The sequence below is a fragment of the Planomonospora sp. ID67723 genome, from assembly GCF_015711605.1.
Taxonomy (GTDB): domain Bacteria; phylum Actinomycetota; class Actinomycetes; order Streptosporangiales; family Streptosporangiaceae; genus Planomonospora_A.
Genome location: NZ_JABTEZ010000004.1, coordinates 122,800 through 136,589, shown reverse-complemented (window position 1 = coordinate 136,589; position 13,790 = coordinate 122,800). Strand labels below are relative to the sequence as shown.

Sequence of the window (13,790 nt, the reverse complement as noted above, 5' to 3'; positions counted from 1 at the left end):
ATGGGTGTCCTCGCTGACTTCCCGCCCTCGCACGGCTACGCCCTGGGTGACCTCGACCAGTCGGTCCGTGACGCCTTCACCCGCTTCGATGAGGCCTTCGCCGCAGACAGGGAGATCGCCGGGCAGGAGGACGACCTGCGGATGATCGGCCGCTGGGCACAGCTCCGGCTCAACGTGGGGCTGGAGGGCGGAGACGATGACGACCGTCTTCCTGCACGAGCGCACCGCCGTACCCGTGCGCGGCATGGTGCCGCAGCGAGATGCTCGCCAACGCCGCCGTGAACGTCCTGGCCCGCCGCGGCGGTCTGGAGACGGTCGCACCGCTGGCCCGTCTCCAGGTCAAGGTTCGCAAGAAGACCGTGCTGAACAACGTGGCGCGCACCTTGGACGCGGTGGCGGAGGAAGCGGGGCTGGCCCGCGAGCAGCTGCTGGATCGCACCGTGCCCGCCTTCGGCCTCGGCCCGGACGGGGTGCGGGAGGAGAAGATCGGCGACTGCCTGGTACGGCTGTGCGCCGACGGACCCGCGCTGCGGTTCGTCAACGCCGCCGGCAAGACCGTCAAGACGGCCCCGCAGGCCGTCCGCAAGGATCCGGCGCTGGCCGAGCTCAAGACCACCCTCAAGGAGCTCAAGCAGGCGCTGCCGGCCGAGCGGTTCCGGCTGGAACGAGCGCTGGTCGAGGAGCGGATGTGGCGCTGGCACCAGGTGATCGAGTTCTTCCTCGACCACCCGCTCACCGGCCCGTACGCCCGCACCCTGATCTGGCAGATCCTTCAGGGCCCGGCCTGGATCCCTGTTCGGACCGGCGACGGCTGGGAGCTCACCGATCCGCAGGGCCGCCGCATCCAGCCGAACCCCGACACCCCGGTCCTGCTGTGGCACCCGATCCGTGAGAGCGCCGACGACGTGCGGGTCTGGCGCGACCACCTGCTGGAGCACGGGATCCGCCAGCCGTACAAGCAGGCCTTCCGCGAGGTCTACCTGCTGACCCCGGCCGAGGAGACGACCGGTACCTTCTCCAACCGGTTCGCCGGGCACACCCTGCGCTACGGCCAGGTCAAGGCCCTGCTGAACCAGCGGGGCTGGACCGATCTGTCGATCGGCCACTGGGACTACGAGTGCGACGGCGACCAGGACGAGGCGGTCAAGGAGCTGTCCGGCTGGCAGGCCCGCTGGGGTATGCACGTCGTGGGCGTCGCCTCGGTCGGCCTGGAGGCGCAGGCGGTGGGCGGGCACGAGGACTACTGGCACTCCTACGGGTTCGGCGAGCTCACCGAGACCGCCCGCACCCGGCGCGACGCCCTGACCCGGCTGCTGCCCCGGCTGACCATCACGGACCGCTGCGCTCTGGCGGACCGGTTCCTGCTCGTCCGCGGCGACCTGCGCACCTACAAAATCCACCTGGGGTCGGGCAACATCCTCATGGAGCCCAACGACGCCTACCTGTGCATCGTCCCCGGCCGCGACCGCGACCCCGGCTCCGTCTTCCTGCCCTTCGAAGAAGACGGCGGAATGCTCTCGGTCATCCTGTCCAAGGCGTTCCTGCTCGCCGGCGACGCCGCCATCACCGGCCCGTCCATCACCCGCCAGCTCACCGGATGAGGTACGGCCGGACCCGTGCGAACGCCGCGCACGACGTGGCCCGTCGGCGCGCGCTGCCCGAGCCGGTCGCGGTCTGCTGAGGCTCCAGCCGGGTCAACCCGTCAACGGGACGGCCACTTCTACGCCGACCACACGGTCTTGTTCGAACATGCCTATCTGCCGCACCTGGGCGAGTGACACCTCGGCGCTCCTGACCTCGGCAGCGGTGAGGAGCGCCAGCACGGCCGGATGCGCGGCGCCGTCGACGATGGGGGCGTCCTGCTCGAAATTCGAGCGGACCACGAGCTCCACGCCCGGTTCGACGGTGCCCGACTCCACGTCCCAGTCGGCCGGAGGCAGCTTCGCGACCGGCCAGCAGCACAGCACCTGGATCTCGGTCTCGCTGCCGGGCACGGCCCGGAACGTGCTCCAGAAGGGGCCGACCGGCGGGTTGCCCGCCTCCGACAGGCGGTTCCAGAGCTCACCGAAGAGCGCGTTGGCCCGGTCGGTGTCGGCCTCCGCGTCGCCGGTCTCCGTAAGGGCCGCTCCCACCCAGTGCTGCGCCTGCGTCTGCCGTACCTCTGTCTGCCACTCCACCGGCCCGGCCAGCAGCCTGTCGAGCATGTCGAGTGCGGCGTCCTGACGTTTCCGCTCGGCGGCCAGCACGCTGCGGTGCTCCGCCAGCACCGCGGCGGCGCTCTCGGTGTCGGAGAGCAGCCCGGGCGCTTCGGCCAGCGGCAGGTCGGCGCAACGGGCGACTTTCAACCGCAGCGCCTGGTCGAACTGCGCGGCGCTGTAGCGGCGGTGCCGCGACCACGGGTCGACCGACGCCGGTGAGAGCAGACCCTGCTCGTCGTACAAACGCAGGGCCTTCACACTCAGACCCGTCAATGCCGCGAACTCACCGATGCTCATCATGCATCCAGGATGGAACCTCCCCCAAGGGCAGGTTCAACCTCGCCGTGACCCGAGTACCGGCCGCTCACCGTCGCGCTCAAGGGCGCCCTGCCCTGACCCGCTGAGGGCCGGTTGACCGCTTCCCGGGGGGCAGATGATCGTCTCCCGGACGGGATCGGTCAGAGTGCCTTCTCCAGCCAGTGCCGGACGTAGGGATTGGCGGTGTACGGGGCGATCTTTTGGTAGCCGGTGCTGGTGTAGAGGGCCAGAGCCTCGACGAGTTGGGCCATGGTGTCCAGGCGCAGGCAGGTGAGGCCCAGACCGCGGGCGTTTTCCTCGACGCTGGCCAGGAGCCGGCGGCCGAGGCCCCGGCCGCGGAAGGGCGGGCGGACGAACATCCTCTTGATTTCGCCCGTGCCCGGTGTCAGGGTGCGCAGACCGACGCAACCGGCTGGAGCGCCACCGACGCGCGCGATGAGGAACAGGCCGTCCGGCGGAGTCAGGCCCGCGCCCATATCGGAGGTGTCGGCATGCGGGTCGTGCAGGAGGGGACCGTCCCAGCGGGCGCGGAGTTCTCGCTCGTAGTCGTCCAGCAGCGCCTGGGCAGTCGGGCCGTCGACCGCTTCAGCCCGCATCTCGATGTCAGCCAACGGAACCCGCCTCAGGATCCGGTCTTCGCGGTGTTCCGGTGACGCCACAGGTCATGCAGTACGAATACGGCGGGCAGGACCACGGCGGGGATCCAGGCGGTGCGAAGGTGGTCACCCAGCTGCCCGGAAAGGGCCGGCGGCGCGTCGATCACAGCGAGAAGCGCCAGGTTGGCGATGAGCACGATGGCGCCGTAGCCCAGCCAGAAGGCCAGGTAGTACAACGGCGTGCGCCGGCTCGATCGACGCGAGGCCGACCACAGCTGCCGGCCGATGTGCTCAGCATGGCCGAAGCGCTCGATCGCCGCGGTGACCGCGGACCGCTGGTCCCGGCCCTGCGCCCGATATCCCGCCACGAGCAGGTCGAGGTGCTGGCCGAGCTCGTCCAGTTCTTCAGCCCTGCGAGCCGGCGGCATTCGCTTCAGCTTTGTCCCCACCGATGCCAGGAACTCTTCGATTGCGGGATCCCTGCGGTTGTGGTCGGTCACGGCCGTCCTCCTTCGTCATCGCGTGGTCTAGTGCCACAAGATCTAACATACATACACTTTTGAGGTATCGCCAGAGGACGCCCGAACGCCTCCGGCTTCCCCTCCACCCCTGGGATACATCAAGAATTGATGTACCTTGAGAGAGTCTCAGTTGCCGGGCAGGAAGCGAGGCCGAGCCGATGGGAAAAGCCCTGGGACGTGATGAGGTGCGTACGCTCGTGCTGCACGTGCTGGTGCGCGAGCCCAGCCACGGGTATGCGATCGTACGGTCGGTGGAGCGCGACAGCGGTGACGTGCTGCGGCTTGGTGAAGGCACGCTCTATCCGGTGCTGCGCTCGCTGGAGCACGACGGGCTGGTGACCAGTGAGTGGCAGACGCTCGACGCCGGCCCGGCGCGGAAGGTGTATCGCATCACCGCCGCCGGCCGCGCGGAGTGCAGCCAGCGGATACGCGAATGGCGAAGCCGCGTCAACGCGATCGGCGCCGTCCTGGGCATCGACGGCTTCGCCCGGGGAGGGCTCGGTCACGCCTGACCGGTCCTCCACCGTGAACCCGCCCCGCGGGGCGTGGAACGGGAATCCGGCAGCCGGTGGACGGCCACGTCCGCCTCGCGGATAAGCCACCGCCTACGGCGACCGATCGGGCCACGCACGGATCGTGCAGCAGACCCGCCACTCGATCTCCGCCATCGCGGCCCACGCCTTGAGGGCGCGATTCTCGCCGATGCGATCGGCCTGCGGGCGTTCCGGGCCGGGCGACGGTGAGTCCGGTCGTTTCCGGCCAGCCGGGCTCACCGCACTCAGGCTTCGGCCGGCGGATCGGGGTCCGCGGGCCTGGGCGCGGGGTGCTCGGGCCGGTCCAGGGCAAGGCGGGCCATCCGATAGCCGCATTCTCGGCGCTCCGCATCCGGGGAGAGCATCATGCGCACCACCACGACCACGATGACCAGCACCGCGGCGAGGACGAGCCCTGTGGCGACCGGATGCGTCGCAAGAGCCCAGGAGAAGGCACCCGCCTTGATGGCAGTGCGGAACGTACGCCACCCGGCAGCTCGCGCCCCTGCCCCACGCTGTCCTGTCACCTCTGGCCCTCCGTCCGAACAGCGCCGACCACACCCAAGGGGTTCGGTTCTGTTCGGCCGGGACGCAGAGCCGCGGCAGTCCGGCGGACAAAAAGTCGCCGGTCTCGGCGGTAGTGCAGATCCGCCGGACACAAAAAACTCTACCCGCTTTCGACCGGCTTAGACGGAGTTTCCCCTGTTCAACCCCTGTAAGGGGTGTGTGAACGCCTGAGCCGAACCGGGTTCCTCGAAGCTCGGGCCTCGAGAATTTCAATCCTGCCCCCGCAGGAACGCCACCGCGCGAGATGGATCACCTCCAGCGCCCCGGCAGGACAGGGCGCAGCGGTCCTCGCCCGGCAAGCGCCCGATCGGAATGCCACCGGCAAAGAAGTGATCATGGCGACCAGGGCCCCGGCGATGAGCAGTCCTGCCGTGGCGGACATCGATGCGATCACGTCACATTCCCTTCAGGGGTCATGAAGGGCGTTCAGAGGGTGACCGGCTGGCGGGGCGCCACCTCGGCGACAGCCCGTCTGGTGGCCCGCCTGGCCGCGAAGATCGTCCAGGTGGTGGCGAGCGCGGTGATGAGCCCCACGGCGGCGAAGGCGACGAGAGTGGCCGCGTCGGGGTGGATCAGGGATTGGCCGCGTCCGGCCTGCCAGGTCACCACCGCGACCAGGCCGCTGTAGCCGAGCGCGGTGCTGCCTACCAGGCGGGCGCGCACCCGCTCGTCACGCAGCCAGGCGTGCCGGCCGGCCAGGGCGGCCAGGACCGCGGTGATGATGAGCAGCGCCTGGATGCCGTGCAGGGCAAAGAAGTGCGGAACGCGGAAGTCACCGCCGGTGACACTCCAGTTGGTGAGGGGCATGCCGTGGCCGTCGGGGTCACCGATGCCGTGACCCTGGTACATGGGGATCCGGTGACCGTTGGCGTCGATGACGGTGCGGGGGTTGATGTCGGTGGCCATCCAGTAGACCGGGATGAGCATGCCCACGATGACCAGTCCCAGCCCGGCGCGGATCGCGCGGATGAGCGCGGGCCCTGCGGTGTGCTGGAGCAGTACCACGATCGCGATGATCAGCTGTGTGATCAGGATGATCATCACGCCGTAGGTGAGGATCGGGACCAATGCCAGGGTGACGGGGTCGCTCTGGTCGGCGTTGAAGTGGCTGATGGTGCCGCGGGCCGCCTGGATGGCGATGGCCCCGACCTCGACGGTCGCGGTGACCGCGAAGACCGTGCCGACCCACCAGCCCAGCCGCCTGCCTCTGGTCAGCTTGGGCAGCAGCCAGGCCAGCGTCGCAGCGTAGAGAGCGAAGGCGAAGCCGAACTTCAATGGTTTGACCCACACCGGCTCACCCAGCAGGGTCCGGCCGTCGATCACCAGTCCGATGCCGCAGACGAGCACCAGAACGGACATGAGGGCCGCGCAGAGCAGCAGCGGGCGGTGCCAGGACTTCATGGGGCTCCAATCGCGGGCGTCGGATAGCGCGACGCCCTACATTTACGACTCACGAAAAGCTAGCTTGCATTCACAATATCGTCAACGCCAAAAGCAGGGGTTTTCCAGAAGTAATCTGGATAATTGCAATGACTATGTCAGCGAATGCAAGGCGTTGACTTGCAATGAGATGGACGCGAATGCAAGACTTCCCCTGTCCGTGCCCCTATGACCAGGAAGGCGCCGCCCATGCCCGGAGGCAGGCTGACCCACCAAGACCGCCGGCAGATCGCCGACGGGCTGACCGAAGGGCTTACCTACACCGAGATCGCCGCCCGCCTGCACCGGCCGCTGTCCACCATCACGCGGGAAGTGGCCCGCAACGGAGGTCCCGACGGCTACCAGGCCGACCAGGCCGACCAGGCCACCCGGGCCCGCGCCCGCAGGCGTCCGCCGACCTCTGCGGAACACGACCCCAAAGCGGTCAGCGGCCTGGAGGAGCAGTTCACCGCAATCATGATCAACACCGGGTTGTCACGCATGACCGCCCGCGTGCTCGCCAGCCTCTACCTCACCGACAGCGGCAGCCTCACCGCGGCCGAACTCACCCGGCACCTGCAGGTCAGTCCCGCCTCCATCTCCAAGGCCATCGGCGAACTCGAACAGCAGGAGCTGATCCGCCGCGAACGCGATCCGCGCCGGCGGCGCGACCGCTACGTCATTGACGCCGATGCCCTCTTCCGCGGGTGGGCGGCCAGCGCCCGCCAGAACACCCTGATGGCCGACTTCGCCCGCCATGCAGCCGACACCCTCGGAGCTGTCTCACCCGCCGGGATCCGGCTGCGGGACATCGGCGACTTCTTCGACCACGTCGGCCACGCCATGCTGCAAGCGGCCGAGCAGTGGCGCCAAGCCCACGCCGCCAAACGAACAGCCGGCCGAGTTTGAGCAGCCGACCCTGCCGTCCGCTCATGCAGGACCATCGCGCACAGTCATGCAGCCACCGCACCCCGGCCATCGACATGGTCTCTGAGCTGCGGATTGCACCTTCGCCACGTCCTTGGCCCGCCCCCGAGGGGGCCTGCCCATGCGCGGGGTGCACGGCCGGCCCCGCCTGCACGCCGACCGCGGCTACGACTGCCCCAGCCACCGCCATCTGCGGAGACGTGGGATCACGCCGGTCATCGTCCGCCGCGGCGCCCCGCACGGCTCCGGTCTGGACGTGAGCCTGACTGCGTACTCCAGTCCAGCCTGCTCACCTGGTCCGGACTGGCCGCCAACCATCTCCTGACGTGTGGCCTTCATTGCGAAACGGGCTGCAGGAGGGTGTTTGATCTCTGTCCGTGATGTGCAGGGGGATTGTCCGATCGTCGGGTTGCCGTATTCGCGAGGTGTCGCCGGATATCCGTGGTTCACCGTCGGCGCTCCCGGCTCGGGTGACGACGTGATGCGCCCGGCCTCCATGGAGCCCGAGGAGGCCGGGCGCTTCCTGCGGCTGGCGTCAGGCCAGGGGGATCGCGTCCAAGGCGCGGGCGGGAATCACCTGCACCCCGCCGGCCTGGCTCGCCGGCGTTCTGCGCCCGCCGTTGACCAGCCACACCGCAACCGAGTCGGGCGACTTGACGTAAGTGCCGTCGGCGATGTCGGTTGTCAGGCCGTCCCACACACGGGCCGGGATGACCTGCCGGAGCTTGCCGCCGTAACCGGCCGCCTGCAGCTCGGTCATGGTGTGGAAGTCGATCCGGGCCCTGCCCACGATCGCCGCCTCGGACGTGGCGCCGGCCTTCGCGATGCGCGTGCCGTCGGCGATCTGCGTCGTTAGGGCGTCCCAGACCCGGCCCGGCACCACCTGCATGGGCTTGTCGGCGTAGCCCGCCTGCGTGAGCTCATCCATGCTGATGAACGGAATCTTCGCACCACCCACGATCGCAGCCTGACTGGGGGAATCAGCGTCCTTGATCCGCGTGCCATCACCGATCTGCGTCGTTAGGGCGTCCCAGACCCGGCCCGGCACCACCTGCATGGGCTTGTCGGCGTAGCCCGCCTGCGTGAGCTCATCCATGCTGATGAACGGAATCTTCGCACCACCCACGATCGCAGCCTGACTGGGGGAATCAGCGTCCTTGATCCGCGTGCCATCACCGATCTGCGTCGTTAGGGCGTCCCAGACCCGGGCCGGCACCGTCTGCATCGGTCTGGGGCCGTATCCGACGGCTTCCAGTTCGGCCATGCTGTGGAACGGGACCTTCGCACCCCCGATGATTCCGCCCTGGCTGGACGAGCCCGCCTTCCTGAGCCGTGTCCCGTCGGCAATTTTCGTCGGCAGCGCCTTGAACGCGCGTGCCGGAATGGCCCGCACGAGGCGGCCCCAGTCGTGGCCGTGGCCGGAGTCGATGACCTCCTGCGGATTGGCGAATTCCACCCGCGCGCCGCCGACGATACGCGCCACCGCGGTTCCCGGCCCCTGCACCAAGGTGCCGTCGTCGGGGATGTCGGCACGCATCTCGTTGAACGCCCTGAGGGGGATGGCCCTGACCTTGGAACCCCAGTCGGTGCCGTAGCCGGCGTCGATGACCTCCTGCGGATTGGCGAAATTGATCCGGGCGCCGCCGACGACCTGGGCGACGGGACTGGAGGCCCCGCCTCCGGTGCCCTGCACCAGGGTCATGTCAGCCGGGATGCGCGAGCGGGCGTTGAACACCCGGGCCGGGACGCCGCGGACCAGACTCCGCCAGTTCGCACCGTAGCCGACGTCGATCACTTCCTGCTCGCTGGCGAACGGGATGATCGCACCGCCCACGACCATCGCCACCGGGGTGGACACCCCTCCGGACGCGCCCTGGATCAAGGTGTTGTTGGCGGGGTCGAAGCCCAGCAACTGGTAGCTGTGGGAACTGATCGCGACCACCCGGGAGGCCCAGTCGGTGCCGTAGCCGGAGTCGATGACCTCCTGCGGATTGGCGAACGGGACGAGCGCGCCGCCCACCGTCACCGCTACGGGAAGATCGACGCTCCCGGCCTTGGCCTGAACGAGGTGGCCGTCGGCGGGACGCTGGTTCATGTGCTCACGGGCGTCGATCGACCAGTCCGACACCTTCACCGGGCTGCCGCAGGTCACGGGTGCGGCGCAGGTGTCCTGCCACAGCGGCGCTCCACCGACGAACAGGTAGATCCGGCCCCGCTGGTCCACGGCTGTGGAGCCGTTGCGCGGCGTGGCGGGTCCGGCATTGATCACTGCTTGGGTCGTGGGCCGCGACTGCGGCTGGCAGATGTCATCCGCGCAGGTCGCCTGCCAGACGGGCGCTCCGCCGACCATCTTGTAGATGCGCTTGGTGTCAGTGGTGGCCAGCACTGTGCCGTCGGCCAGGCCGTGGACGGAGGTCACGGGCTGAGGAGCCGGGGACTGGGGAGGCGTGGTCCCGCCGGGCGCCGGTCCGCCGCCACCGCCGTAGGTGAACTGCCAGTGCCTGCACACGCCATGCGGGTCCTTGCCCTCTTCCCACACGCAGACTCCGGCGCTGTCCGGGAACGCGGCCGTTCCTATCAGGGTGTTTCCGCACAGGTATCCCGATGGAGTGACCCACTGGCGGTAGACGTTCCTCACCTGCATCAGCGCATACTGCTGAGCGAGCTTGAACTGTCCCTTCGCGGTCTTGACCGTGACAGTACGGGTGAAGGTGTCATTCAGGGTCTCCATGTCCTGGTAGCCGGCCTCGCCGCCGAGTTCGAGGACTTTCCCGAACGAGAGCTCCGCCGAACCCTTGTACTGCCACCCCGCCGTCGCTTGGACTCCTTTCGTGAAGGTCAGGGTCTCGGTCACCTCCTCATCGTTGTTGCCCACCCGGTACTTCTCCGTCCCGGCGAGCTTGATGTAAGGGCTGTCGCCGATCACCTTCTCCCGCATGGTGATATAGGAGCACTTGTCGTGGGCCCAGTCGGCTCTGGCCGCCGTGGGGTTGATCAGCCAGGTGGACCCGGCGGCCAAGAGGAGTGTGAGGACGGATAAAAGGCTTCTGAGCTTTAACATCTGCTTCCTAATTCTCAAGGACCGACTGGCTCCCGGAAACATGTCGAATTCCGACGCCAGCGACCGTCTATGGCGTATCCGACTAGCTTGAGAGGACTACCGGCCACCGGGCGGGCACGGGAACGGACCATTCGTGCCCAGCAGTAAGCAGGCCGGCGTCGTCACCGGCGGGAGACGACGTCGTGCGGGCCGCCTCAACACGATCCCCTTTCCCGCAAGAACGAGCGAAGCCGAACGTCAGGCCCAGCTGAGGCGTGCGTTCGATCCGATCGACGCGCCGCCATGGCGAAAGCCGACCTGCGGCATGAGGTCGAGCCGTCCTTTCTCCGCCGGAAAGTCGGCCCGCTCACTGTCGCAGGAAGAAATCACGCGCCGCGAGGCTTGTAAGTCCTGGCTTAACTGCGCCGCTCAGCGCCTCGTGTGACGGTTCGGCAGCATGCTGTGACGGCGATACCGACGCATAAACAGGGAAGCGGATGCACCGGATTCATTTCACGGCCGACGACGTGGCGCGGGTGCGGGTGGCACCGACGCTGGGCCCCATGGCCGAGACCCTGTTCAGCCTGACCACGCTGCGCGGGCGCAGCGAGGAGACGACGCTCGGCGGATGGCGGCGCCGGGTGCGCGGCGGCCTCGATGCGCGGTTCGCGGTCCTGGCCGCCATCGCCCCCGCACGACTACCGTGCTTCGACATGGCCCTCCTGGCCGGGCCGGGCCGCGACCTGGCCGAAAGCGCCGAGGCCTTCCTGGCCAGGTCGCGCCGGGCCGTACGGGCGGAGCTGGACTTCTACGCCGGCCACCACGGCCGAGTGCCGGCCGCGCTGGCCGGGCTCGTCGACACCCCCGCCGCCCGGCGGGAGGTGCTGTCCACGGTGGAGGCCTACCACCACACCGCCGTCGCACCGCATTGGACGGCCATGCGCGCGCACCTGGACGCCGAGCGCGCCCGGCGCGGCACGATCCTGCTCGACCGAGGCGTCGACGGCCTGCTGTCCAGCCTGCACCCGGGCATCCGGTGGACGCCGCCGACCCTCCACATCAATGCCGGCGACCAGTTCGATGACGACTTCGCCCTCGACGGGCGGGGGCTGCTGCTGGTGCCGTCGTTCTTTCTGCGAACCCCGGGAGTGATGTACGACCCGGGCGATCCCGCCGACTGCATCCTCATCTACCCTGCCGCGCTCGACATCGACCACGCCGCGGGCATCTGGACGGCCGGCACAGCAACGCGGGCCCTGGCCAACCTCCTGGGCCGCACCCGCGCGTCGGTGCTCACCGCCATCGCCGACGGCGTGGCCACCACCGGCGCCCTGGCCCGCCGCCTGGACATCTCATCGGCCGCGATCAGCCAGCACACCGCCGTACTGCGCGAGGCAGGCCTGATCACGACCCTCAGGCATCACAACAACGTCCTGCACAACCCCACCCAGACGGGCCTGACCCTCCTCGACCGCGACCACACACCCATCTGACGAGAGCCGTTCTCGAGATGGCCTGAAGGCAGTCGGCGAGATCCCGTCCGATCACCTCGATCAGGCGGGATCTCATCGTTTCCCGGCCGGCGTGGCCGTCGACGGGCTCCTTGGGGGAACTCAGGAGATGATTTCCCGCTGACCCACCGCCCCCGGGGCAGAGCGAGTCGTAAATGTCGGCAACGAGGGTTCTGGCGGCACCCCTCGCCCACCCGATCGAGCCAGCCGCCGCTCCCGGCAGCGCTCCGTTCGCGGATTTCGCGGCCTCCGACTCGGTGGCGAGCCCGTGCGCGGCAGCGATCGGCCCTCTGATGAGTCCGTGGAGGCGGCGATGATCATCACGACCGGGTGCTGATTCCAAGCGGCTGGGGCATCACGTGGATCTTTACGGCGCCCCATCGGACGTCCCCAGTGCCTGTACCTCCGTGTAGCAGAGGGACGTGAGGTCCGTCGGCCGGTCGTCGCGGACGGCGGTCGCGGCGGCCACAGCCGCCGCCAGGGCCCTGCGGTAGAGCAGCGAGCCGAGGCTGACCCTGCGCACGCCCAGGGCGGCCAGGTCTGCGAGAGTGGGTCCGGTTGGCGTGTACAGAATGTTCAGCGGGACCACGAGGGTTGACGTCAGGGCGGCGATCCCGTCCGGATCCGACAGCCCTGGCACGAACACCCCGTCCGCACCGGCCTGTTCGTAGATCGCGAGGCGTGCCGCGGTCTCTTCCTCCTGATGTCCGAGCCAGTAGGTGTCGGTGCGGGCGTTCACGAACAGCGCGGGCACGGCGGCCTTGACGGCGGCGATCTTCGCGGCGTGTAGCGCCACGGGGGCGAGGGTGCTGTCCGGACGGCTGTCTTCGAGATTGATCCCTGCGGCCCCTGCGTCGTACAGCCTTCGTGCCAGCTCGGCCACCTCTTCCGGGTCATCGCTGAAGCCCCCCTCGGCGTCGACGGTGAATAGAAAGGAACCCCGTCCGAGCCGGCGGGCCAGCGCCAAGGTCTCTTCGACGGTTGCGGCCGCCCCGTCCGGCAAGCCGACGGCCGCAGCCACGCCCAGGCTTGTGGTGCCGATCGCCTGGAAGCCCTGCGCCGCCAAAGCGGCCGCGGAAGCGTAGTCCCAGGCGTTGGGCAACACCAGCGGGGTGGCCTGGTGGTGCAGGCGGGCGAAGGCGGTCAGCGGACGCTGGAGCAGGCCGTCGGCCAAGGCGAGGGCGTGAACCCGGCCCGGGCAGACCCGCGGCGGCGCACCGAAGGTGAGGGGCACGGGATGCACGCGATTGGCGGTCGCAAGATCCAGGAGCACCACATCACCCTCAGCGATCTCCCGACCGGCGACCTGAGTGGCACGGGCCGCGACCCGGCGCATGGTCCGTACCGGCGGCACCTCCCGGAGCACCCGGGCCAGCGGTACGTCGCTGTCGGCCGCGGCCTCCACCAGCGCAGCCGTCGCCGCACAGGCCTGCACCAGCAGGCCGATGCGGTTGGCGGCAGCCTCCAGACTGGCTTCATCCGCCCGTTCTGGCACCAGTTGCGCCACCAGTCGGGCAACCGCCTCGTCCGCGGCCGCGTCAGCACCCCCGAAGTAGACCCCGGCCACCACGGTCACTGCCTCCGCAACCGCCCCGGGCTCCGGCATCCCCAGGGCCTCGGCGAGGGTGCGCACCACCCGCACCCGGACCTCCTCTTCCGGCCCCGCCGCCACCGCCCGCCGTAGCGTGACAGGCTCCAGCCCGGCCAGTTCGGCCTCCACCAGAGCCCGCCGCCGCCGATGCGACTCACCGGAGCTGAACCGGGCCACGGTGGCACGCAGCCACGCGACACTCGTCCCGGCCTGACCGCCGTCCGCGGTCGGCGGCTCCGGGACAAGAGCCGGGTCGGCAAGCGCCGCCCGCACGTCCCCATAGCGGTCAAATTCATGCATCGTATGCGTCATGCTCGTGACGCTAGGGCCGGAACGGTTCGGCATTCCCCGAACTGTCCCTGCGGCTGGAGGCCTCCCGTGTGCGCACTGTCCCGATCGGGCAGGATCCCGGGAGCGGCGTCCGCGCCTGGGTCCAGGCAAGCGGCAGACTGCCGATAAAGCCGCCGATGCATTACTTCGAATAAACTTCCGGCGAACTCGCTTCGTGTCGCAAGACACTGGAAATCCACAGATAGGCTCCGGCGCCAGGCGCAGCGGAAATTCGCAGC

Annotated in this window: 12 protein-coding genes and 1 pseudogene; 6 read left to right on the top strand and 7 right to left on the bottom strand. The window is 69.2% G+C overall.

All coding sequences use genetic code 11. The features are described from left to right. On the top strand, window positions 1-282 hold the full coding sequence (locus HS041_RS27185) for a hypothetical protein (protein ID WP_196443697.1): 282 nt from the start codon (window positions 1-3) through the stop codon (window positions 280-282). Next, the gene (locus HS041_RS27180) at window positions 261-1,601 is read left to right on the top strand and encodes a DUF4132 domain-containing protein (protein WP_196443696.1); all 1,341 of its coding nucleotides are present in this window, start codon (window positions 261-263) and stop codon (window positions 1,599-1,601) included. Before HS041_RS27185 ends, HS041_RS27180 begins: the two co-directional genes overlap by 22 nt. Before the next feature lie 93 nt (window positions 1,602-1,694). Here the strand turns inward: HS041_RS27180 and HS041_RS27175 are convergent, their stop codons facing one another. From HS041_RS27175 to HS041_RS27165, 3 genes are all read right to left on the bottom strand, one after another. Further along, window positions 1,695-2,498: a MerR family DNA-binding transcriptional regulator gene (locus HS041_RS27175; protein ID WP_196443695.1), complete on the bottom strand. Its 804-nt coding sequence runs from the start codon at window positions 2,496-2,498 to the stop codon at window positions 1,695-1,697. Between the two features lie 158 nt (window positions 2,499-2,656). Continuing rightward, window positions 2,657-3,127 (bottom strand): GNAT family N-acetyltransferase, encoded by a 471-nt coding sequence (locus tag HS041_RS27170; protein ID WP_196443694.1) that lies wholly within the window; start codon window positions 3,125-3,127, stop codon window positions 2,657-2,659. 11 nt (window positions 3,128-3,138) lie between these two features. Continuing rightward, window positions 3,139-3,612, bottom strand: coding sequence for a hypothetical protein (locus HS041_RS27165; protein WP_196443693.1), 474 nt, complete (start codon window positions 3,610-3,612; stop codon window positions 3,139-3,141). Window positions 3,613-3,830: 218 nt separating this feature from the next. Between HS041_RS27165 and HS041_RS27160 the strand changes: the two genes are divergently transcribed. Beyond that, on the top strand, window positions 3,831-4,145 hold the full coding sequence (locus HS041_RS27160; RefSeq protein ID WP_196443692.1) for a PadR family transcriptional regulator: 315 nt from the start codon (window positions 3,831-3,833) through the stop codon (window positions 4,143-4,145). A gap of 266 nt (window positions 4,146-4,411) precedes the next feature. On the opposite strand, the gene HS041_RS27155 is transcribed toward HS041_RS27160, so the two are convergent. Together HS041_RS27155 and HS041_RS27150 are read right to left on the bottom strand one after the other, a co-directional pair. Then, window positions 4,412-4,693 (bottom strand): hypothetical protein, encoded by a 282-nt coding sequence (locus tag HS041_RS27155; protein WP_196443691.1) that lies wholly within the window; start codon window positions 4,691-4,693, stop codon window positions 4,412-4,414. Between the two features lie 466 nt (window positions 4,694-5,159). Continuing rightward, window positions 5,160-6,134 (bottom strand): hypothetical protein, encoded by a 975-nt coding sequence (locus HS041_RS27150; RefSeq protein WP_196443690.1) that lies wholly within the window; start codon window positions 6,132-6,134, stop codon window positions 5,160-5,162. A gap of 228 nt (window positions 6,135-6,362) precedes the next feature. Between HS041_RS27150 and HS041_RS27145 the strand changes: the two genes are divergently transcribed. Together HS041_RS27145 and HS041_RS38690 are read left to right on the top strand one after the other, a co-directional pair. After that, complete coding sequence (locus HS041_RS27145) at window positions 6,363-7,061, top strand: MarR family transcriptional regulator (RefSeq protein WP_196443689.1); 699 nt, start codon at window positions 6,363-6,365, stop codon at window positions 7,059-7,061. A gap of 145 nt (window positions 7,062-7,206) precedes the next feature. Further along, a pseudogene (locus HS041_RS38690) lies at window positions 7,207-7,311 on the top strand (IS5/IS1182 family transposase); the annotation flags it as partial. Between the two features lie 303 nt (window positions 7,312-7,614). On the opposite strand, the gene HS041_RS27140 reads toward HS041_RS38690, so the two are convergent. Next, window positions 7,615-10,017, bottom strand: coding sequence for a hypothetical protein (locus tag HS041_RS27140; RefSeq protein ID WP_196443688.1), 2,403 nt, complete (start codon window positions 10,015-10,017; stop codon window positions 7,615-7,617). A 599-nt stretch (window positions 10,018-10,616) separates the two neighbouring features. Here HS041_RS27140 and HS041_RS27135 point away from each other — a divergent pair. Next, complete coding sequence (locus tag HS041_RS27135; protein WP_196443687.1) at window positions 10,617-11,612, top strand: ArsR/SmtB family transcription factor; 996 nt, start codon at window positions 10,617-10,619, stop codon at window positions 11,610-11,612. A 385-nt stretch (window positions 11,613-11,997) separates the two neighbouring features. Here the strand turns inward: HS041_RS27135 and HS041_RS38685 are convergent, their stop codons facing one another. After that, window positions 11,998-13,533 carry an isocitrate lyase/PEP mutase family protein gene (locus tag HS041_RS38685; protein ID WP_230879815.1) on the bottom strand — a complete coding sequence of 512 codons (1,536 nt, stop codon included), beginning with the start codon at window positions 13,531-13,533 and terminating at the stop codon, window positions 11,998-12,000. Window positions 13,534-13,790 lie beyond the last annotated feature (257 nt).